Source organism: Acetobacter persici (genome assembly GCF_018256955.1).
GTDB classification, from domain to species: Bacteria; Pseudomonadota; Alphaproteobacteria; order Acetobacterales; family Acetobacteraceae; genus Acetobacter; species Acetobacter persici.
On record NZ_JAERKU010000004.1, the window covers coordinates 170472 to 190855 of the forward strand.

At 57.6% G+C, this 20384-nt stretch carries 17 protein-coding genes and 2 tRNA genes; 12 read left to right on the plus strand and 7 right to left on the minus strand.

The features are described 5' to 3' along the window. The first annotated feature begins 38 nt into the window (after positions 1-38). The gene (locus JK199_RS07265) at positions 39-1454 is read left to right on the plus strand and encodes a c-type cytochrome (protein WP_025826551.1); all 1416 of its coding nucleotides are present in this window, start codon (positions 39-41) and stop codon (positions 1452-1454) included. Positions 1455-1599: 145 nt separating this feature from the next. Then, positions 1600-2241: a uracil-DNA glycosylase family protein gene (locus JK199_RS07270; RefSeq protein ID WP_212374847.1), complete on the plus strand. Its 642-nt coding sequence runs from the start codon at positions 1600-1602 to the stop codon at positions 2239-2241. 84 nt (positions 2242-2325) lie between these two features. Here the strand turns inward: JK199_RS07270 and JK199_RS07275 are convergent, their stop codons facing one another. Next, on the minus strand, positions 2326-2604 hold the full coding sequence (locus tag JK199_RS07275) for a hypothetical protein (protein WP_212374930.1): 279 nt from the start codon (positions 2602-2604) through the stop codon (positions 2326-2328). A 175-nt stretch (positions 2605-2779) separates the two neighbouring features. On the opposite strand from JK199_RS07275, the gene JK199_RS07280 reads away from it, so the two are divergent. Beyond that, entirely contained in the window at positions 2780-3187 is a 408-nt protein-coding gene (locus JK199_RS07280) for a hypothetical protein (protein WP_086654546.1), read from the plus strand. 76 nt (positions 3188-3263) lie between these two features. On the opposite strand, the gene JK199_RS07285 is transcribed toward JK199_RS07280, so the two are convergent. Together JK199_RS07285 and JK199_RS07290 are read right to left on the minus strand one after the other, a co-directional pair. Then, positions 3264-4169: a DnaJ C-terminal domain-containing protein gene (locus tag JK199_RS07285; RefSeq protein ID WP_212374849.1), complete on the minus strand. Its 906-nt coding sequence runs from the start codon at positions 4167-4169 to the stop codon at positions 3264-3266. Beyond that, entirely contained in the window at positions 4166-4342 is a 177-nt protein-coding gene (locus JK199_RS07290) for a hypothetical protein (protein WP_167552538.1), read from the minus strand. The genes JK199_RS07285 and JK199_RS07290 overlap by 4 nt, the downstream gene beginning before the upstream one ends. A gap of 253 nt (positions 4343-4595) precedes the next feature. Here JK199_RS07290 and JK199_RS07295 point away from each other — a divergent pair, with 253 nt between their 5' ends. The 6 genes from JK199_RS07295 to JK199_RS07320 all read left to right on the plus strand — a co-directional run bounded on the left by JK199_RS07295 (position 4596) and on the right by JK199_RS07320 (position 8503). Then, the gene (locus JK199_RS07295; protein WP_086654544.1) at positions 4596-4895 is read left to right on the plus strand and encodes an accessory factor UbiK family protein; all 300 of its coding nucleotides are present in this window, start codon (positions 4596-4598) and stop codon (positions 4893-4895) included. A 96-nt stretch (positions 4896-4991) separates the two neighbouring features. Beyond that, positions 4992-5492, plus strand: coding sequence for a type III secretion system chaperone family protein (locus tag JK199_RS07300; RefSeq protein WP_025826560.1), 501 nt, complete (start codon positions 4992-4994; stop codon positions 5490-5492). Beyond that, positions 5492-6316 (plus strand): pyrroline-5-carboxylate reductase, encoded by an 825-nt coding sequence (gene proC / locus JK199_RS07305; protein WP_212374851.1) that lies wholly within the window; start codon positions 5492-5494, stop codon positions 6314-6316. Before JK199_RS07300 ends, proC begins: the two co-directional genes overlap by 1 nt. A 59-nt stretch (positions 6317-6375) precedes the next feature. Further along, positions 6376-7011, plus strand: a complete 636-nt coding sequence (locus tag JK199_RS07310) for a TetR family transcriptional regulator (protein WP_212374853.1) — start codon at positions 6376-6378, stop codon at positions 7009-7011. An 84-nt stretch (positions 7012-7095) separates the two neighbouring features. Continuing rightward, positions 7096-7170 (plus strand) — tRNA-Gln (locus JK199_RS07315). Positions 7171-7255: 85 nt separating this feature from the next. Further along, a complete protein-coding gene (locus tag JK199_RS07320) occupies positions 7256-8503 on the plus strand; it encodes an MFS transporter (protein WP_077930742.1) in 1248 nt (415 codons plus the stop codon). Between the two features lie 113 nt (positions 8504-8616). On the opposite strand, the gene JK199_RS07325 is transcribed toward JK199_RS07320, so the two are convergent. After that, positions 8617-8886 (minus strand): HU family DNA-binding protein, encoded by a 270-nt coding sequence (locus JK199_RS07325; RefSeq protein WP_025826565.1) that lies wholly within the window; start codon positions 8884-8886, stop codon positions 8617-8619. 114 nt (positions 8887-9000) lie between these two features. On the opposite strand from JK199_RS07325, the gene JK199_RS07330 reads away from it, so the two are divergent. Next, the gene (locus JK199_RS07330) at positions 9001-9960 is read left to right on the plus strand and encodes a rhamnan synthesis F family protein (RefSeq protein ID WP_212374854.1); all 960 of its coding nucleotides are present in this window, start codon (positions 9001-9003) and stop codon (positions 9958-9960) included. Here JK199_RS07330 and JK199_RS07335 read toward each other — a convergent pair. Both JK199_RS07335 and JK199_RS07340 read right to left on the minus strand, forming a co-directional pair. Then, entirely contained in the window at positions 9899-12793 is a 2895-nt protein-coding gene (locus tag JK199_RS07335; protein ID WP_212374856.1) for a glycosyltransferase, read from the minus strand. The two genes, JK199_RS07330 and JK199_RS07335, sit on opposite strands and share 62 nt — an antisense overlap. 114 nt (positions 12794-12907) lie before the next feature. Next, a complete protein-coding gene (locus JK199_RS07340; RefSeq protein WP_202205794.1) occupies positions 12908-14329 on the minus strand; it encodes a beta strand repeat-containing protein in 1422 nt (473 codons plus the stop codon). Positions 14330-14649: 320 nt separating this feature from the next. Here JK199_RS07340 and JK199_RS07345 point away from each other — a divergent pair, with 320 nt between their 5' ends. Further along, positions 14650-17811, plus strand: coding sequence for a glycosyltransferase (locus tag JK199_RS07345; protein ID WP_212374858.1), 3162 nt, complete (start codon positions 14650-14652; stop codon positions 17809-17811). Between the two features lie 186 nt (positions 17812-17997). Here the strand turns inward: JK199_RS07345 and JK199_RS07350 are convergent. Next, positions 17998-18072, minus strand: a tRNA-Gly gene (locus JK199_RS07350). A 199-nt stretch (positions 18073-18271) separates the two neighbouring features. On the opposite strand from JK199_RS07350, the gene JK199_RS07355 reads away from it, so the two are divergent. Beyond that, on the plus strand, positions 18272-20323 hold the full coding sequence (locus JK199_RS07355; protein WP_212374860.1) for an NAD(+) synthase: 2052 nt from the start codon (positions 18272-18274) through the stop codon (positions 20321-20323). Positions 20324-20384 lie beyond the last annotated feature (61 nt).

The window sequence follows — 20384 nt, forward strand, 5'->3', positions numbered from 1 at the left end:
ACGTCATTCGGCACACAAGCGATACAGTGGTAAAAACGATGATCAAAGGACTAAAAGCCGCCCTGGGGGCGGTCACTGTCGGGCTTCTGGCAGGAACTTCTCTGGCCCATGCCCAGAGCACCGATGATGAACTGGTGAAAAAAGGTGCGTATGTTGCCCGTCTGGGTGACTGCGTAGCCTGTCATACTGCGCTGCATGGGCAGGTGTATGCGGGCGGTCTGTCCATCCAGACCCCCATTGGCACCATCTATTCCACGAACATCACGCCTGATCCCACGCACGGGATCGGCACCTACACGTTCAAGGAATTTGATGAAGCCGTGCGTCACGGCGTCCGTAAGGATGGCAGCACGCTTTACCCGGCCATGCCGTATCCGTCCTTTGCACGGATGACGCAGGACGACATGAAGGCGCTGTATGCCTACTTCATGCACGGCGTGAAGCCGGTCGCCCAGCCGAACAAGCCGGTTGGCATTTCCTGGCCGATGTCCATGCGCTGGCCGCTGTCCATCTGGCGCTCCGTATTTGCTCCGGCACCCAAGGACTTCACCCCGGCTCCCGGTACGGATGCCGATATTGCCCGTGGTGAATATCTTGTAACGGGTCCGGGCCATTGCGGTGCATGTCATACGCCGCGCGGCTTTGGCATGCAGGAAAAGGCTCTGGATGCAACGGGCGGGGCTGACTTCCTGGCCGGTGGCGCTCCGATTGATAACTGGATTGCCCCCAGCCTGCGGAACGATCCGGTTCTGGGGATTGGTCGCTGGTCTGAAGAAGACGTCTACCAGTTCCTGAAATCCGGCCGTATTGACCACTCCGCCGTCTTTGGTGGCATGGCTGACGTGGTGGGCTGGAGCACCCAGTACTTCACGGATGCCGACCTGCACGCCATGGCAAAATATCTGAAGGCCCTGCCCCCGGTTCCGCCGGCACGGGGTGACTACAAGTATGACGCCTCTACGGCACAGGCTCTGGACTCCAACAACACGTCCGGCACCCCCGGCGCCAGCGTGTATGTTGAGCAGTGCGCTATCTGTCACCGTAATGATGGGGGTGGTGTCGCCCGTATGTTCCCGCCGCTGGCAGGAAACCCGGTTGTTGTGTCTGAAAACCCCACCTCCGTTGCCCACATCATTGTGGCGGGTGCGGTTCTTCCGCCGACCAACTGGGCTCCGTCCGCTGTGGCAATGCCGGGTTACAAGAACGTTCTGTCTGACCAGCAGATGGCTGACGTCGTGAACTTCATCCGTACCTCCTGGGGTAACAAGGCTCCGGCGAATGTCACGGCCTCTGATATCCAGAAGCTGCGTGTTGACCATGCACCGATTTCCACCACCTCCTGGGGCTTTGGTGGGGATGACACGGCAACATGGGGTGTCTTCCATCCGCAGCCTTACGGTGCTGGCTGGACGTTCTCTCCGCAGACCCACACGGGTGAAGACGCAGCACAGTAAGCCGCTTCTTCCTCCACTCTGCCCCTTAACCGGGGCAGACCTTAAAAACACCGCGCAGGTTTTCCGGCGCGGTGTTTTTTTATGGGCCTGTTCCGTGCTGCACCGCATATTGTGCAACAGAGGACTTCACCCCATCTCCCTGAACATGGCATCGCTTTTTTCCAGACACACATCCGGCTTTCCGGCAAACAGCACGGCTGAGCAGCAGGACGACATTCTCGCTCAGTTTTTGAAGGAACTCCGCGGCTGTCAGACCTGTGCACACAAGCTCCCGCTTGGGCCACGCCCCGTTATCCGCATTTCCCCCCGCGCCCGGCTGCTGATTGCGGGGCAGGCGCCCGGAACCCATGTGCATAACACCGGCATCCCGTTTAACGATGCCTCAGGCGAGCGCCTGCGGTCCTGGCTGGATATGCGCCCGGACGTCTTTTACGATACCGAACAAATCGCCATTGTGCCGATGGCCCTGTGCTATCCGGGTGTTTTGCCAAAAGGTGGTGATAAGCCGCCGCCACCGGAATGTGCGTCCCTCTGGCGGGAACGCATCTTATCCTACCTGCCCAACCTGCGCCTGACATTGCTTGTCGGGTCCTATGCGCAGAATTACGTTTTGGGGAAAGGAAAGGTGTTTGAGCGGGTTCTGGATTTCAGATCTTATCTGCCGGATTATTTCCCCCTCCCGCATCCGTCCTGGCGGACAGGAGCGTGGGAACGAAAAACGCCGGAATTTCAGAATAGTGTTATCCCCGCTCTGCGGGAGGCTGTCCGGCACGCGCTGGACGTCTAGGCTCTTTGTGTCGGCGGTGTCTGACTGATCATAAGCTCAGATTTTTGCGCATTTCTCCGCAAAAATCCTGAGGAGTCCCTGCCCTTAATAACCCGCGTGATACATGGCGTTAAAGCCAAGGGCGGCAAAGCAGAAGACAAACACCATGGCCCCAACCATCTGGAAGACTTCCTTAACCGCCACATGTTCAGGATGCGGCTGAGACGCGGACGGGACAGGGGCTGCCGTAACAGGCACCACCGGATCGGCCATCACGGCGTGGGCTTCCTGCACTGTTGCCTCATGCTCTGCATAAACAGCGGATTCAGAGGAATGATCCTGTGCGGTCACGGATGCATCATGTGATGAATCTGTTCCTGACATGGCGAGACCCCTTCCGTTTTTGCAATGCAGATTTGTAACGCCTACTTATCTGGGTCTGAAACACCGCTCCGTCAAGTCCGGTGCCTAAATAAACCCGATCACATTCCGGCCGCCGGGGTGGACGGAAAGCCTGTAGACAGGCACATGAAAAGATCAGTTTTCAGGAGAGCCTGTCATGAAGCCGCTTTTTGCCTCTGCCCTTATTCCGCTTGGTCTGGCCTTTGCTCTGCCGCTCCCCGCACAGGCCGCGAAGACTGCGGTGCAGGCTCCGGCTGCTCAGACGCATTATGAGACCTCAGCCTTTGCAGGCCAGTGGGCCATTATGGCGATGGACCCGATCACTGTTGCTGCTAACAAGGCGTCCGGACCGGCAGAACGGCTGCTGGTTACGCTGCCTGAGTCCCTGAAGAAAATTGTCGGACAGGACCATTTCAGCCTCTCCCGCACGTCTGGCACCGCATGGTCCGGCAAGCAGGACGACCTGACGGTGACCTTCAGACTGGTTTCAGAAAACAGCGCACAGATCCAGATTACGGGAGAAGGCACCCATAAGCTGGATCTCCCCCTCTACCGAAACAACTGACGCATCCTTTTCGCCCCGAACGGGCGACCTCCCTGTGCCTGCCCCGTCTATGGTTCAGGCACAGGAGGGTCTGACGTTACTCGGCGCTCTCAGGCGTCCAGTTTTTCAGGAACTCTTCCAGCGCGGCGTCCGGCTTTCCGATTTTGATCTGCAACGTCACGTACAGATTACCGGCCTCCCGCGCTCCATGCGCCTGCACGCCCTTGCCGCGTAAACGCAGCTTGGTGCCGCTATCGGACTGTGGGGGCACGTTCATTTTTACCGGGCCGGTCGGCGTCGGGACCGTAATCGGCCCACCGAGCACGGCTGTTTTCAGATCCACCGGCAGCACTTCCGTCAGGTCAAACCCATCGCGCGTGTAAGTCGGGTCGGGCTGGACTGTCACCGTAATCAGGGCATCGCCATCCGGACCGCCTTGCACACCGGGGCCACCTTTGCCGCGCAGGCGCAGGGTCTGCCCATCTTCAATCCCCGGCGGAATTCGGACATCCAGCGTCGCTCCTTCCGGCAGCGTGATGCGGGATTTCCCGCCCGTGACGGAGTCCAGAAAACTGACCTTGAGCGAATAAGACCGGTCAGCCCCTTTCCGCGGCCCGGCAGAACGCCGCCCACGGCCCGTGAACATGCCGCTGAAGAGATCCCCGAGGTCTTCCTCGGAAAAGCCATGCCCGGCACCACCGCTGTAGCGGAAGCCACCCGGCCCGGCCCCATAGTTGCCGTAGCCTGCACCACCCCCGAAACCGGGATGGCGCTCCTGCCCGGAGGCATCAATTTCTCCCCGGTCAAACCGGCCGCGCTTTTCCGTATCGGAAAGCAGATCATTCGCCTGCCCGATCGCCTTGAACTGTTCTTCCGCGACCTTGTCTCCGGGGTTCAGGTCCGGGTGGTATTTCTTGGCAAGGTTACGGTAGGCCTTACGGATTTCATCCTGACTGGCCGTTTTGGAAACACCAAGAACCTCATACGGATCACGCACACTCATGCTGCACCTCCCTGATCAGACGGCGGATTGGGGTCTGCCCCAAAATTCAGTGTGTCCAGCAGGCTGATCAGCAGGGCGACCGTCACGTCCTGACTGTATCCGGCTTTGTCAGCGTCCCGCACAAGGGCCTCAAGGCGGGGTTTAAGAAATGCCTCCGCCGTCATGTTATCCATAAAGTCTGTTTCTCCGCGTCTCGTACACAGACCGCATCCTTTGTCCGTGCGGCCCGTGTCATGGTTTCAAATTCTTACTTTAAATAATGGGAACGCTCCGGGGCGCGGTCAATGGACAACAAAGGCAGGCGTGAACTGCACCCCGGTCAGATAAACGCTGTCCAGACATTTCCAAAGAAGCGATAGCCTCCTGCCCGCAGACTGACTATAAGCCTAAGGAAGACGACTGAACTTTCTGAACGGAGAACCGGCAATGTCTGACAAACCGCGCTTTTTTGATGATCTTGCTGGTGTGGCCGGCGGTGCTTTGTCCGCCCTGACAGGCGCTAAGGAAGAGCTGAACGCCATTGTGCGCAGCCGCGTGGATGAAGTGCTGACCAGCCTTCAGGTTGTGCGGCGTGAAGAATTTGAAGTCGTGCGTGAACTCGCCGCCCGCGCCCGTATCGGGCAGGAAGAAGCGGAACGCCGTCTGGCCGCGCTGGAAGCGCGTGTTGAAGCGCTGGAGCAGTCCAGCCACACCACCCACGCACACCACGCCCCGCATACGTCCTGAGCGCATCGTCTTTCCGGGAACAGGCCGGGCCTGCGTGCCCTGCGCTTCCGGTCAGACTGTAATCTGCCCGCTTCACCTTGCAGCCGAGAGTGAGCCATGCCCGCGTTAAGCACAAACACCCCCTCCGCCCCCGTTAATCCGCTGGACCTGATGGAACAGGTCATTTGTGGACATGGCTGGAATTTTGAACGCTGCAACGCGACCGAAATGGCCGTGGAAGCACCCGGCAAATGGTGTGATTACGGGTTGTTTTTCTCATGGTCAGCAGAACTCGGGGCCATGCATTTTACCTGTGCCTTTGACCTCAAAGCGCCGCAGGCGCAGCAGCGCCCGCTGTATGAGCTGATCGGCATGGCCAATGAACGCATGTGGATCGGCCATTTCAGTCTCGATCAGGACGATGGCGTGCTGCTGTTCCGCCACGCGCTGCTTCTGCGTGGCACCAGTCTCTCCATCGAAGTGTTTGAAGATATGATCGACATCGCTCTGACGGAATGTGAGCGCTTTTACCCCGCCTTTCAGTTTTTCCTGTGGGGTGGGCAAAGCCCGGCGGATGCGCTGGCCGTTGCCATGCTGGATTGTCAGGGAGAAGCGTAATGACGGCCCCAACCTCTCCCCTGCCATCTGTTCTGCTGGTTGGCTGCGGCCAGATGGGGGGCGCCATGCTGGAAGGCTGGATGGCGCACGGCCTGAAACCCTCCGTCGTGCTGGACCGGCATGACCGCACCCTGCCCGCTCCTCATCATCTGGCCGCTACCTTGGACGATGTCCCGGCCGACTTTCAGCCAGACGTCATTATTCTGGCCGTCAAACCCCAGAAAGCCGACCCGACGCTGGAAGCTCTGGCCCGGCGCTTCCCCAAAGCGACGCTGCTCTCCGTTATGGCAGGCCGCACGGTGCAGAGCCTGACGGACCGCTACCAGCACGGGAACCCTCAGGTGCAGCCCGTTATTATCCGCGCCATGCCCAACACCCCCTGTGCTATTGGTGCCGGCATGAGCGGACTGTATGCGCCCCCTCACGCGACCGACACGCAAAAAGCGCAGTGTGACGCGCTGCTGCACGCTGTGGGGGAAACAGTCTGGGTTGAGCGGGAAGAGCTGATTGACTCCGTCACCGCTATTTCCGGCAGTGGCCCGGCTTATATCTTCCTGCTGGCGGAACTGCTGGAAAAGGCTGGTGTGGAACAGGGGCTTCCCGTTGAAACGGCCCGCACACTGGCCCGTAAAACCATTTATGGCGCGGGAGCTCTGCTCAACCAGTCTCCGGCAGATGCCGAGGAACTGCGCCGCCGCGTCACCAGCCCCGGCGGGACCACGGCAGAAGCCCTTAAAATCTTCATGGCTCCTGACGCATGGCCTGCCAGTGTGCCGCGTGCCGTTGCGGCCGCGGCAAGACGCGCCAAAGAGCTTTCAACCTGACACAGGCGCCTGACAGGCTGCCTTAAAGTCTCTATTTTTCTGCGAACAGGCTTCTTCTTATGGATCATGATGACTTTGACGCCGCCCTTCTGAGTGCCGCCATGACACAGGCGGAACACGGGGGCTGGGCGTCTGTCTCTCTGCTGGATGCCGCCCGTGCCGCGGGCCTGTCTTTCCCGCAGACGCGCGAACGCTTTCCCTGCCGGGCCTCTCTGCTGCTCCGGCTGGGCCGCATGGCTGACGAGTCCGCTCTGGCCGATAACACAACCTTTGGGTCACCGCGCGAACGTCTGTTTGATCTGCTGATGCGCCGTCTGGACGTTTTTCAGCAGTATCGGCACGGCATCCGCGCCGTTCTGCGTGCCCTGCCGATGGACCCGCCGCTGACCCTGCTGCTGGGTGGCGCCACGCTGGAAAGCATGCGCTGGATGGCCGACGCCGCCGGGATCAGCGTTACCGGACTGGGGGGGCTGGTCCGCATCAATATGGTGGTTGCCATCTGGACGCATACGCTGCGCGCCTGGGAAAAAGATGATAGCGCGGATATGGGCTCCACCATGGCAGCGCTTGATCTGGCACTGAATAAAGCAGCCCGCTTCCGCCTGTTCCCGGCAGACAGCGCACTGGAAGACGACGGCCTGCCGGATCTGGATTTTGAAGAACCGGATGCTCCTGCCGCCCCCTCACACGCCTGAAAATTTCCCGGGGAAGAAAAAACAGCGCGTTCCCACTCTTTACGAATCCTACAGGTTGGCCTTAATAAGAGCCAACCGCATTTTTGGGGCGTAGCCAAGCGGTAAGGCAGCGGATTTTGATTCCGCCATGCGGAGGTTCGAATCCTCCCGCCCCAGCCACTTTCCACACATCGCATTTTATTTAAAAGAACGCTGCTCCAAAAGGATAGGCGGTTACCAGCCCCTCCTGTTATGACTCGTCTCTATGGAAAATAATCCGGCAGCCCCTCCCCCTCTTTTATCACAGCCCGGTCTTGTTGCGGCCCTCACATCCCGCACACTCGGCGCATTTTCTTCTCAGGTTCAGGCCGTTGCTGTCGGATGGCAGATTTATGCGCTGACCCATAGCGCGGCAGCCCTCGGGTTTGTCGGGCTTGCCCAGTTTTTGCCGATGGTGGCGTTTATTTTCCCCGCTGGTCACGCAGCGGACCAGCATGACCGGCGGCGCATTGTCATCACCTGTCAGGCCATTGAGGCACTGGCCGCAGCCTTCATGGCGCTGGCATCTTTTGCCCATTTTCTCGCACCGGGCATGATTTACGGGCTGGTGGCGCTGTTTGGCGTCTGCCGGGCCTTTGAAATGCCCGCGCAGCAGACCTTTCTGCCGTCTCTTGTGCCTACCTCGGTGTTTCCACGGGCGGCCGCCCTCTCCTCCTCCCTGTTTCAGGTCGCCTCCATTGCCGGTCCCTCTCTGGGGGGCTTGCTGTACGGGCTCGGAGCAGGCGTCTGTTACGCACTCTGTGCGGCAGGCTTTGCCATTGCCGCTCTGGCAACAACCAGCATGACGCTGCGCTTTCCCGCCCGCCCCCGCCAACCCGCCACACTGGCGGCTGTTTTTGGCGGCATTTCCTTCCTGCGCCGGAAGCCCGCGATGCTGGGCGCACTCTCCCTTGATTTGTTTGCCGTTCTGCTGGGCGGTGCGACGGCCATGTTGCCGCTTTTTGCCACGGATATCCTGCATGCAGGCCCGTGGGGACTCGGCTTGCTGCGGGCTGCTCCGGCCATTGGTGCCCTGCTGGTTGCCACAGTGCTGGCCCGCTATCCGCTCGGCCGCCATGCGGGCCGGTGGATGTTTGTCTCTGTCATGATTTTCGGGGTTGCCACCATTATTTTTGGCCTCTCCCGTTCCATTCCGGTTTCCATCCTGGCTCTGGCCGTGCTGGGTGGTGCGGACGTCATCAGCGTCATGGTGCGGAGTGCGCTGGTTCAACTTGGCACACCGGATGAAATGCGTGGGCGCGTTTCCGCCGTGAACATGCTGTTTATCGGGTCCTCAAACCAGTTGGGTGAATTTGAAAGCGGGATGCTGGCCAGCGCCATAGGGGCGGTTCCCGCCGTGGTTGTTGGCGGTATTGGCACACTGGTTATTACAGCAGTGTGGATGGCGCTGTTCCCCGGCCTGCGGGAGCTTGACCGGCTGGACGATATCACACCCGACGAAAAGCCTCTTTAAAGGTTTCGGGTTTACCGGAAGTCAGCACCAGCTCTGGCAAAAAAGACAAAAAAACGGCTCTGAGGATGTCCTCAGAGCCGTTTTAAAAAAGCACACCGTAACGTAAAAAATACTCAGACGGCTTTTTTCAGATTGGGGCTGGCTTTAAAGCGTACCGTCTTACCGGCTTTCACTTTTACAGGCTCACCCGTCCGCGGATTCAGAGCTTTGCGCGCCTTTGTCTTGCGAACTGTGAATGTGCCGAAAGACGGAAGGGTAAACCCGCCTTCACGCTTCAATTCTTCTACAATCGCATCCAGAAGGTCGTTCGCAGCCTGATTGGCGGCAACGCCGGTGCAGTTGATCGAGTCCTGGATCACCGCAGCAATAAAGGCCTTGCTCATTGAGACTTTAACTCCCTTTCAGACAGAACTATGTGAGTAACAATTCTTAGGCTACTATAATCAGCAACGCTCGCGGCTTGATAGTCATATTTCACCGGAAAAACCAAATTAAAAATGCAATCAGTTCCGATTTTTCCCGCAGGCATCACAAAAAAACAGGTTGAAAGCACTTCATCCACCGTTTTGCCCACAGGAACAATCTGCCTGTTTGCATGCTATGTCCCGGATGGGAACATTCCTCTTCATACCCGTTTTTACCTGAAAAACCTATTATCTTGTGGTGTTGTTCTGCACATTATTCTCTCTGGTGCAGAGACTATTCATGAAAGCACACAGAAATTTTGTAATAACCATGGAATTCAGGCGTGGAAGAGGCCAAATGGCGGTCTGGATTTTGGAGCATGGCAATTTTTACTGCAAAAAGGACTCGTTGAAGACGCGCCTTACATCCTTTTTGCTAATGACAGCGTTTTTGGCCCCTTCACGCCGCTGCCTCCTCTGCTGAAAAAACTGAAGGCAAATCAGCGTCCCGCCTGGGGGCTGGTGGCCTCACGCGCCATAACCCCGCATCTGCAATCCTGGTTTATCGGACTGTCGCAGGCAGCCTTTCGCACGCCCTCAGTCCAGCGTGTTCTGACCCTTCCATTTGCCGAAATGTCGCGGGATGAAATCATCTGGCATGGTGAACTCGGCCTGTCCGTCGCCCTGAAAGCCGCGAACATTCCCCTTCATGCGGCATGGAGTGATCTTGATAGGCCACTCGCCCGCTTTTTCCCTGCCAACCCGATGCACACACACTGGCGCGACATGGTTCAGACGGAAACTGTGCCATTCCTCAAACAGGAAGTCTTACGGGACAATCCGTTCAGTATTCCGCATCTTGAAGACTGGCGCACACTTATCCCGACTGAAAACGGTTTCCAGCCGGAATGGATTGAAGCCTATCTGCGGCAGCATCCGTCGCGCCCCCTCACCCTGCATCCCACATGGAAAGGGCGCGCGGTCTACACGCTCATGAATCAGTGGGATCGGCTGAAATGGCGGAAAGACCGTCGGCGAGGCACTGAGCGCTAGCGGTTCTGGTCTCCACCACGTCTCGCAGAATCCCTTCCAGTTCCGCAGCCTGCTCTTCAAACGTCGCAAGCTGCTGCTTGAACGGATTGACGTAGCCTGTCAGGCGTTCAGAGTTTTTCAGAAGCGCCTCAACGGCTTTCTGCAAGGTCTCCGGCCGCCCATCAATGGCAATGACCGTACCATTCACGCCGTCTACCAGATCTTCGGACTGTCCGCCCGGCCCCGTCGCAATCACCCATACATCGCGCGCAAGGGCTTCCCTTACAGTCAGACCGTAGCTTTCTTTCCACTGAGACGGGAAAAGCAACACATCAATTCCGTCAAAAAAAGCATCCATTGTCTCAGGCTTATAAGCCGGAATGGTCGTAACGGTCCCTTTGACTTTCCAGGATTCCGTATAAACGGAGCGAATGCCCAGATTCAGCTTATTATCAACAACCCGCAACTCCCAGTTGCTGTCCGCCAGAGCCTGAAACGCCCGTCGCACCAGAGAATAGCCTTTGATATCTTCCGTGCCCCCAACATACCCAAAACGCAGCGGGCTGCCGGGCTTACGCGGGGTCCGAGGCTGTGCAGGCCAGACAAACCCATTCCGGTTTACCAGAATGCGCTCCGGAGAAACCCCGTTGGCAATAAACAACTGGCGATGGGTCTCACTGGGCGAAAGCAGCAATGCCGCCCCTTCCAGCGCGGCCCGCATCATTTCCGCCCGTTCTGACAGATGGCGCGCTTCCGGCACGCACATCTGACACACGCGCTGATTGATTTTTTCCTGAAAACAATACTGCCCGTCAGCCTTCACCATAAACTGGCGCTCACACAGCCACCAGGCATCATGCACCGTCACAATATACGGCACACCGGCTTCAATACAGGCGCGCAACATGCCAAGACCAAGGCCTTGCGTGGCATGAAAATGGGCAACATCCGGCTTCACCGCGGCAAGCCAGCCCCGGAACAGGTCCGTTGCGGCCTCATTATCCAGAGCGCCAACCCGGTCATGATCCGGCGGAACACGCACGCCCAGAACAAGACCGCCTTCCGCACTATAGCGGATAGACGCATTGCCCCGATTGTGCAGTTCCGGACGGGATGTCACCACTGAGACATCCATATCCGGCAGGCGCTGTAACCGGCGCACCATCTCTTCCGCGACAAATGTCGCGCCTCCAAAAGAGCGGGGCGTGAAGTAGACATTGGCACACAGCACGCGCAGGCTGGTGGCAGACCGTTTATCAACAGGGCGTCCAAAAACCGGCAGAACCTGCTGCCGGGCAATCTGGGCAGGACTGTACCGGTCCAGAACATCCTCATAAGCCTGCTGACCAAGCTGTGCTCTCAGGTCAGGATCAGCCGCCAGACGCAGGATCGCATCCCGCCACTGTTTTTCTTCCTCCGCCAGAAGCCCGTTTTTCCCGTCCTGCATGACCTGTAAAAACGCATCACGCGGAGAGCAGACTGAGGGGATTTTCAGGACGGCGGCTTCAAGAAATTTGATATTACTTTTGGCATCATTGAAAATCGTTGGCTCAAGAGGTGCAATAGTTATATCGGCCTGCGCCAGAAGCCCCAGATAGGCCGCGTAATCACGCCCGGCAAGGGTTTGCACCCGTTCTTTAACGGCCTCAAAACTCTCGGGAAGGGTGAGATCGCCAATAATATGCAGGGTCAGGCGCGAGTCCCTCTGCATCGCGGCAAGAATCCCGCTCGCCGCCACCCGGAAATCCGCATCATGCGTCTTGGTGCCGGAGCCATAGACAATCCGGATTTCCTGCGTTGTATCATGCGTGGGCACGCCGCGTTCTGACAGACTTTCCGCAATCTCTATGGTTTGCTGGTCCAGTGCATTTTCAATCACCACTGCTGAGGGAATCCCGGCATCCAGCATGGCCTGCGCCAGAACGCGGGTGGACGCTATCGCGCGGTCACAGGACAGAAGACATTTCCTGAACAGCCTGACACCAAACAGGATCTGTTTCTGTTCCGCAGTGTCCAGCGTCTGGAGGTTTCCGTTCTCCTGATACAGTTCAGCAGAGAAAATCAGATCATCCACCTCCCACCAGGGGGACAGACCCAGCCGCCGCGTTTCATGGAGAAGATTTTCAACAGATTCAAATGCCGGAACCCTGTAAAAAATAACTTCTGTACAGAGTTGCAGCGCTGAAAGTGCTTTTTGGGCGTCCCGCCAGTCCACCACATCGACTGTCCATCCCAGAGACCGCAATTGCTCCTCTTTCTGCCAGACGCGGTATTTTGCACACTGCCGTAAGGTGAGTTCGGCAATAATCAGAATACGCGGTGTAAGCTGGTCAAGAGTGTCCGCCTCAAGGGGTCGTGTATAAACGGCCTCAAGCGCTTTCTGCCGTTCTTCCGGCGTAACGGGCCTCAGCTCTGCGCTATGTTTGAGCGCGGGATTTTGAGACATAGACTCCTGTGCAGGTGCCGGTTTCTGCCCACCCGGTCTATACCGGGCCACGGTTCGCCCCAGCCGGGTGCCCGGCAGGCGAGCCTGAAGACGCTGCGTAACCCCCTGCAGGCCTTCATCCTGATAGATTTCCCGAACGCGCTGATAGACGACGGGGATTTTTTGCCCGGTTGGCAATTGCCCTTTCATCAGATGGCGGACAACGCGCAAAGGGGCCGTAACACGCCATGAGAGTGTATGCCGCTGTGTTTCCAGCGCATGACGCAGGCTGCCAGCTTCATGCAGCAGGCCATCAACCCGCATACCCTGAATCCGGGCGCTGGCACGGTAGCTGGCTGACAAGGCTTCGGCCTGCGTTAAAACCTGTCTGATTTTTTCTGAATCTTCACTCAAATCACTCACAGGCATCACTCTCTCAGCACAATAAAGACTTGGAAAATAAGTAAAAGTAGTCCTCACAAAAGAAAACCGGGCCTTTCGGCCCGGTTCCCTTTAACACTCAAACCAATTGAGGGCTGAATTTTACTTCAGGCCGCTGAACTGATTGGACGTCAGGCTGGAGACATCAACAAAAGTGATCTTGCTGTCGTCAGACAGGGTGATCGTCGTGTTGTTGCCGTTATGAGCAGCCTTATCCAGCACATCCTGCTGGAACTGAGACGCCGTGTAGTCATAGTCAACCAGCAGCACAGAGTTGCCAGCAGCGCTACCGAAGTCGGTGATCGTGTAGTCAGCGCCTGCGATCCCGTCGCGGAAGCCGAAGACGTTTGCTGCGCCAGAGCCACCCGTCAGGGTTGCGTTGCCAACACCGCCAACCAGCGTATCGGAAGCAGAACCACCGATGAACGTCTGCGTACCGGTCGTGCCCGCAACGTTACCGAATGCGTGGATACCGAATGCGGAAGACGCGCCGTCCAGCGTTTCGTTGCCATCGTTTGCAACGAACAGGGATGTTGCATCGGTGGAGTCGAGACGAGCATACAGGTTGTTGGAACCAAAGATGGTTGCCTGACCAGCCGTAATGGTCGTGTCGCCCGTGCCACCAACGAAGGTGAGCGCGCCGCTGACGTTGATGAGTGCCGTATCCGTGTGCGTGGTGTAGAGGTCACCATGTGCAGCGGAAATGGTGTTCTTCAGACCACCTTCAACCGTGCCGGTTGTGCCGGCCATGTTGATGGAGTCGTGCGTGCCACCCGTTACCGTGCTTGCACCGCCAACAGTGATCTGTTCGTTGCCCGCAGCGTCAACAACCAGAGAGTTGTTGCCCACGTTCACGAAGGAGCTGCCACCGTTCAGGGTAATGCTCTGCACACCAGAGGTTGCCGTGATCGTGTCCTGACCGTCGGAGTGAACATAGTTCACGCCCGTGCCCAGAGTGATGGTGTTGTTCCCGGCGCCAGCGTAAATGGTGTCGTTACCATTGCCGCTGTTGATGATGTCATTCCCCGCACCCGTGCGGATATCCCATGCACCCGGGTTGTGGTCCAGATAATCACCCTGGAACAGGTTGTCACCAGACCCACCGACGAACAGACCGCCCTGAGAACCAGCGCGGAAGCTGACGCCCTGCGTGGTGCCAGCAACAACGCTCAGATATTCGGTGCTGACTTTGGTCGCATCGATGTTGACCCAGGCGTCCAGAGCCGTGCTCGGAGCCGTCGTTGCAGAGTTCGCACCAACGGTCAGCCAGCGGAAGTCGCCGGAAACCTGGTAGGAACCAGCAGCCGTGATCACACCATAACCGGACTGGTTGCTGGTGCTGGAGGCTTTACTATTTGAACCAGTGTTCAGATAGCGGGCATCAAGAATGCCCTGATTGTTAAGCTGGTCAGAAAGCTGGTCCGCAAGAGCCTGTGTCCGGCCTACGAACGCGGTGTTCATAGCCCCGTCAACAGTGACCTGTACGGTCCCTCCCGACGCACCGGCAACGGTGATAATCGCCATTTTATCCGTCCTTTTCTACGCCCGCTCTACAAGGCACGATCGGCTCACACCCATATAGCGGCACACTAACGTCAGGCTTCGTTTTAGGCGAAGCCAACACGAACATGCAAGCATCTTATGAGTATTCTCAAGCTTTAACGATTTTTTTCGCAAAAGTTTTTAAAAAGAGACAGGTAACCAAAATTAGATAAAGAACAATGTTCAACCCGATCCTGTCATTATTAGTACTAAATGTCGGAAAAATCTGCTTTCAGATTGTCAAATAGACAGTTCCCGGCAAAATAGTCTCCCGACTTAAAATCAGGGTTCTGTGCTTCTCCATGCCTGCATCTTTATCAGATTTACCGTCCCGTAAGCCCGTCTCCTCTGTTGCATCGCTCTGCGCCATGGAGTCTGAGGCTTTTTTTACACAGATTACTCTGGTGGAGGGCGACACAGCAGACTGCGGGCATCTGCCGTTTATGCTCTGGCTGCTTGAAACGCTAGCCCCGGAGACTCTGGTTCTCATCGGCGCAAGCCGCTCCGTCAGCACGACCCTGAAACAGGCCATCCACACCCGGAGTCTGCCAACACGCTTCATAGAAGCGCGGCATTTTTCCGCCAGTAGCGCTGCCGACTCCACATTATATTATTACGCTCACCCCGCATGGCAGAACCCTGACCATCTGAAAATGGAACTGGGCCTGCTTCCCGCCGGATCTCTCGTGCTGCTCAGCGGCATTGCCGCTCCTGCCGCGGGAAAAATATGGGAAGAGCTTGAGAAGACGTACCCGACTTTCAGTTTTTTCCACGCGAACGGGCTGGGCGTTTTTGCAACAACCGCTCCCGAAACCCCGGATATCCATTTCCTCCTCACCAAAGCCGCCAGTGGCTCTGGAGACGCCCTCCTCAAAAAAACATTGTTGCGTGAGCGCTTCAGTCAGGCCGGGCAGTTCTGGGAGGATAAGGCTTTACTGTCACGCCAGAAGGAACAGATACAGCGCCTTCAGACCGAGCTTTGTCAGGAACGCCTACGGTTCTCAGACCTCAGAGAAGATAAAACATCTCTCGAAACAACACTGAATACTGAAAAAAATCGTCTGAATTCTGACATTTCAACTCTTGTTACTTATGGAACCTTCTGGCGCAACCAGTGTCTTGCACTCACACAGGCCAATACGGCCCTCTCGCAGGCTTTGTCTCAGGCTCTCTCTCATCTTCGGCAGAACGCGGACGTGTGGTCAGCCTTTTCTCAGGAAATCATGAGCCGCACGGAAGGGCTGAATGCCCTGCGGAGTTTTCTCTCAACCCCGGCGGGCTTCCTCCGCTCACTGGCCCGCACAATGGTGCGTGGCACAATGGCCCCTTTTGTGCCTGACCTGCCGATTCCACCCACTCTGTACACACCAGATATTGCCATTCCACCGCCCGTTGAACTGGATCAGCCCGAACCTCCCGTTCTGATCAGTGCGCCCTCAAGTGAACCGGCAACGCCTCCCCCGTCTGAACAGGAAGAAAAACTCCCCTCCTGTCCGCCTGTTGCGCAGCGCAGCCCGCGCCGCAAAATCCTGTTTGTGGCGGGTGAGCCGGAGTCCCCCGGCGTACAATATCGCTGTATCCGGAATGCGGCAGCCTGCATCCGGGCTGGTCATGAAGCCCGCTGGAAGCCCTGCGCAGAGGTCAATCCGGATGATCTGAGCTGGGCAACTGTCGTGATTCTCTGGCGCGTGGAGTTTAGCGGGCACGTCGATATTCTGCTGCAACTGGCGCGCGAAAACGGGGCGGACGTTATTTTTGATACCGATGACATCACGTTCCTGCCGCATATGGCACGGTTTGATATTATTGACGGTATCCGCAGCATTGGTGCGACCGAGCAACGTATTGAGACCGTTTTCACAGAAATGCGACGCACTCTGATGCGTTCTGACCTGTGTCTGGCCCCGACCGATACACTCGCAGGGCTGATGCGCATCAATAAACCGCTAACCTATACTGTCCCCAATACATTTGATACGGATGCTCTGCGCCGTAGCCGCATGGCCATGCGTAAAAAACGATGGACCGGATCAGATGGTCTTCTACGCATCGGCTATGCCACCGGCTCCCGCACGCATCAGCGTGATTTTGCTGGTGTTGCAGGTATTCTGGCCAACCTGATGCGGGAGCGGCCGGACCTTCGCCTCGTTCTGTTCCGGGAACCGGGCAATCACCAGCCTGTGCTGCTGATGAATGAATTCCCGGAACTGACTCCAGTAGCGCACCAGATTGAATGGCGGGATATGGTCCCGCTGCCCGACCTGCCTGCGGAAACCGCGCGGTTTGATATCGCCATCGCTCCACTGGAAAGCGGCTCCCTTTTCTGCAACGCCAAAAGTGAACTGAAGTTTTTTGAAGCCGCTCTGGCCGGTGTTCCCTCCATTGTTTCCCCGACCACGCCGTTCAGGCAGTGCGTCGTGGAGGGTGTGAGCGGTTTTCTGGCGGATACACCTCAGGAGTGGGAAGCCGCTCTGGTTGCCCTGCTGGATAACCCGGATTTACGCCAGCGCATGGCGGACGCAGCCTATCATGGGTCCCTGTGGTATTTTGGCCCGCAGCGACAGGCTCTGGTATTTGACAGTCTTCTTGAAGGACTCGGCGGAGAACAGGCGGCAGCCCGTGCTTCTGAACTCCAGATTGCCCGCGGCACTTACCGTGGCAAAGGCCTGCCGGATGTCCCTCCGCATGAGGTTCTGTTCCATCAGGACGGGCTGGAGGAAGCACCTGTCACCGTCATTATCACCTCTTATAATTATGAAACCTTTATTCTGGAGGCTCTGGACTCGGTTCGGTCCCAGACCATGCCTGTGCTTGATCTGGTTGTGGTGGATGATGGCTCTTCAGACGCATCCGTTCCTTTAATAACCGCATGGATGACGCGACACAGCGCACGCTTCAACCGGCTTATTCTGCTCAAAACAACCGTCAATGCAGGGCTGGGCGGAGCACGGAACTGCGGCGTCACCCATGCAGAAACACCCTTTTTCCTCCCTCTGGATGCCGATAACCGGCTGTTGCAAGACGCCTGTGCGGACCTTGCGGCCGCCACAAACGACATGACGGCCTATGCCTACCCGATTCTGGAACAGTTTGGAGAACCAACTCTGCACAAACTGCTGGGCGATAAACCCTACCACCCGATGCAACTTGTTGCTGGTAACTATATTGATGCCATGGCGCTTGTCGCAAAATGGGCATGGGCCGCTGCCGGAGGCTATTATGTCAGCCGCTCCGCCATGGGGTGGGAAGATTATGACCTGTGGTGCTCTTTTGCGGAACTTGGCCTACAGGGCACGCATGTTCCAAAAATTCTGGCGGAATATCGCGTTCATCACACCTCCATGACCAGCAGCGTGACGGAGCAGGAGGCGCATAAACAGCGCGTGGTTGAACTGGTAGAAAGCCGCCATGACTGGATCAGGCTGGTGCAGAGAGCAGCCAAAGACCGAACGGCTGAGTCTTAAAAACTCTCTTAATCCGCCCGTTTTTTCCTGTGGCCTTAGTCTGGGAGCCACAGGATTAAGCACCCTCCGAAGTCGCCAGAAAGGAGGATTGGACAGACTTCAGTAGGAGGCACTTCACCCCCCCAAAACGCAAAAAAGGCCGCTCACGCGACCTTTATGCTAACCACTCAAATTTTCATGAAAATTTGGAGCGGGCGATGGGATTCGAACCCACGACCCCAACCTTGGCAAGGTTGTGCTCTACCCCTGAGCTACGCCCGCATTGGATGGCCTCCTTCTAAGGGGGTTCGGCCAAACACGCAAGAGGCTTTTTGATATTTTTTTCGTTTATTTTGAAAGGCCTCTCCCCTCCCCAACCGTGCCCCACAGAAAACCCTGAAAGTCCCTGAGTTGGCGCAACTCCACTTCTCTGCAATCATGTTCAGGAGTTCTTTGCCCATCAGGATAAGGATGGAACACGTTGTCGGCTTCTGCATTTCACGCGCTGTATCATCAGGGGTTTGCCCGTGTCGCAGCCTGCACTGTTCCTGTTGCCCTGGCAGATCCGGCCACCAACATGCAACGCACACTGGAAGCCGCTCAGGCCTGCGGGCAGGACAGCGCTGTGCTGTGTGTCTTTCCGGAACTGGGGTTATCGGGATACGCAATAGATGATCTGCGCCAGCAGGAAACCCTGCTGGATGCTATCGAACAGGCCATTGCGGATCTGGCATCCGCCTCGGCCGATCTGCTGCCCGTACTAGTGGTCGGGGCCCCTCTGCGGCATGACAATGCACTCTATAACTGTGCCGTTCTCATCCATCGGGGCACGGTGCTGGGCGTCGTGCCCAAAAGCTACCTGCCGAATTACCGTGAATTTTATGAAGCCCGGCACTTTACGCCCGGTATCGCCACACAAGGCCAATCACTGCGCCTGAACGGCGCGGACGTCCCCTTCGGCACAGATCTGTTATTTGAAGCAGAAGACCTGCCGGGATTTTGCCTTGGGGTGGAACTGTGTGAAGACCTCTGGGTGCCGGTGCCTCCGGGAACACTGGCCGCCCTCGCCGGGGCCACCATTCTGGTAAACCCCTCCGCCAGCGATATTACTGTGGGCAAAGCGGAAACCCGCACCCTGCTGTGCCGGGCGCAGTCTGCCCGGTGTGTCGCGGCGTACCTCTACGCCGCCGCCGGAGAGGGCGAATCCACAAACGATGTCGCGTGGGACGGCCAGATTGCTATTTTTGAAAATGGTGAGGTGCTGGCTCAGAGTGAGCGCTTCCCCTCCGGCTCCCGGCATGTGGTGGCGGATATTGACCTCACCCTGCTCCGGCAGGAGCGCCTGCGCATGGGCACATTTGCCGCCAATGCCCATGCCATGCAGCCCAAGACCCCGGCATGGCGGCGCATCCGCCTGACCCTTGCTCCGCCCGTAACCAGTCTTGGCCTGCGCCGCCCCCTCTCCCGCTTTCCTTTTGTTCCCAATGATCCGGAGCGGCTGGCGCAGGACTGTTTTGAGGCCTTTACCATTCAGGTCTCCGCCCTCAAGCAGCGGCTCCGCACCAGTGGCGTCAAACGCATGGTGATTGGCATATCGGGCGGCCTGGACTCCACACAGGCTCTGCTGGTGGCCGTCAGAGCCGCGGATGAACTCGGCTGGCCCCGCAGCGCTGTGCTGGGCTACACCATGCCCGGCTTCGGCACGACAGAAAAAACACTGGCCAGCGCACAAGCTCTGATGGCCGCACTGGGCACCGGGAACGAGGTTCTGGATATTCGCCCGGCCGCCAGCCTGATGCTGCGCGAAATTAAACATCCCTTTGCTCAGGGTGAACCTGTGCATGACATTACGTTTGAAAATGTTCAGGCCGGACTCCGGACAGATTTCCTGTTCCGGCTCGCCAACATGCATCAGGGAATGGTGATCGGCACCGGCGACCTTTCAGAACTGGCGCTGGGCTGGTGCACCTACGGTGTGGGGGACCAGATGGCGCATTACAACGTCAATGCCGGACTCCCGAAAACACTGATCCAGCACATTATCCGCTGGGCCATTGCCTCGGGGCATTTTTCACCGGACGTCACCCCCCTGCTCTCCACCATTCTGGCCACGGAAATCTCGCCAGAACTGGTGCCGGTGGGGGAAAACGGGCCGCAAAGCACGGAAGATATCATCGGCCCGTATGCCCTGCATGATTTCACACTGTTTTACGTGCTGCGTTACGGCTTTACGCCCTCCCGCATTGCCTTCATGGCGGAACAGGTCTGGCAGAATGCCTCCTCCGGTAGCTGGCCTCCCGGCTTCCCGGAGCAGGACCGCATGGCGTATGACCTGCCCACCATCCGCCACTGGCTGCACATCTTTCTGCGCCGCTTTTTTGGCACCAGCCAGTTCAAACGCTCCGCCATGCCCAACGGGCCAAAGATCATGGCAGGAGGCAGTCTCTCACCCCGCGGGGACTGGCGCGCCCCCTCCGATGGCAATGCGGCCCTGTGGCTTGCGGAACTTGAGCAGAATGTTCCAAAAAGCTGACACACTTCCAGCCTTCCGGCACCTGCCTCATGGTGTCGGGGCCGGTCTTCCGCTATAAAGC

Coding starts and splice junctions, on each gene's coding strand:
- JK199_RS07265 (WP_025826551.1), top strand. CDS start 39: ATGATCAAAGGACTAAAAGCCGCCCTGGGGGCGGTCACTGTCGGGCTT.
- JK199_RS07270 (WP_212374847.1), top strand. CDS start 1,600: ATGGCATCGCTTTTTTCCAGACACACATCCGGCTTTCCGGCAAACAGC.
- JK199_RS07275 (WP_212374930.1), bottom strand. CDS start 2,604: ATGTCAGGAACAGATTCATCACATGATGCATCCGTGACCGCACAGGAT.
- JK199_RS07280 (WP_086654546.1), top strand. CDS start 2,780: ATGAAGCCGCTTTTTGCCTCTGCCCTTATTCCGCTTGGTCTGGCCTTT.
- JK199_RS07285 (WP_212374849.1), bottom strand. CDS start 4,169: ATGAGTGTGCGTGATCCGTATGAGGTTCTTGGTGTTTCCAAAACGGCC.
- JK199_RS07290 (WP_167552538.1), bottom strand. CDS start 4,342: ATGGATAACATGACGGCGGAGGCATTTCTTAAACCCCGCCTTGAGGCC.
- JK199_RS07295 (WP_086654544.1), top strand. CDS start 4,596: ATGTCTGACAAACCGCGCTTTTTTGATGATCTTGCTGGTGTGGCCGGC.
- JK199_RS07300 (WP_025826560.1), top strand. CDS start 4,992: ATGCCCGCGTTAAGCACAAACACCCCCTCCGCCCCCGTTAATCCGCTG.
- proC (WP_212374851.1), top strand. CDS start 5,492: ATGACGGCCCCAACCTCTCCCCTGCCATCTGTTCTGCTGGTTGGCTGC.
- JK199_RS07310 (WP_212374853.1), top strand. CDS start 6,376: ATGGATCATGATGACTTTGACGCCGCCCTTCTGAGTGCCGCCATGACA.
- JK199_RS07320 (WP_077930742.1), top strand. CDS start 7,256: ATGGAAAATAATCCGGCAGCCCCTCCCCCTCTTTTATCACAGCCCGGT.
- JK199_RS07325 (WP_025826565.1), bottom strand. CDS start 8,886: ATGAGCAAGGCCTTTATTGCTGCGGTGATCCAGGACTCGATCAACTGC.
- JK199_RS07330 (WP_212374854.1), top strand. CDS start 9,001: ATGCAATCAGTTCCGATTTTTCCCGCAGGCATCACAAAAAAACAGGTT.
- JK199_RS07335 (WP_212374856.1), bottom strand. CDS start 12,793: ATGCCTGTGAGTGATTTGAGTGAAGATTCAGAAAAAATCAGACAGGTT.
- JK199_RS07340 (WP_202205794.1), bottom strand. CDS start 14,329: ATGGCGATTATCACCGTTGCCGGTGCGTCGGGAGGGACCGTACAGGTC.
- JK199_RS07345 (WP_212374858.1), top strand. CDS start 14,650: ATGCCTGCATCTTTATCAGATTTACCGTCCCGTAAGCCCGTCTCCTCT.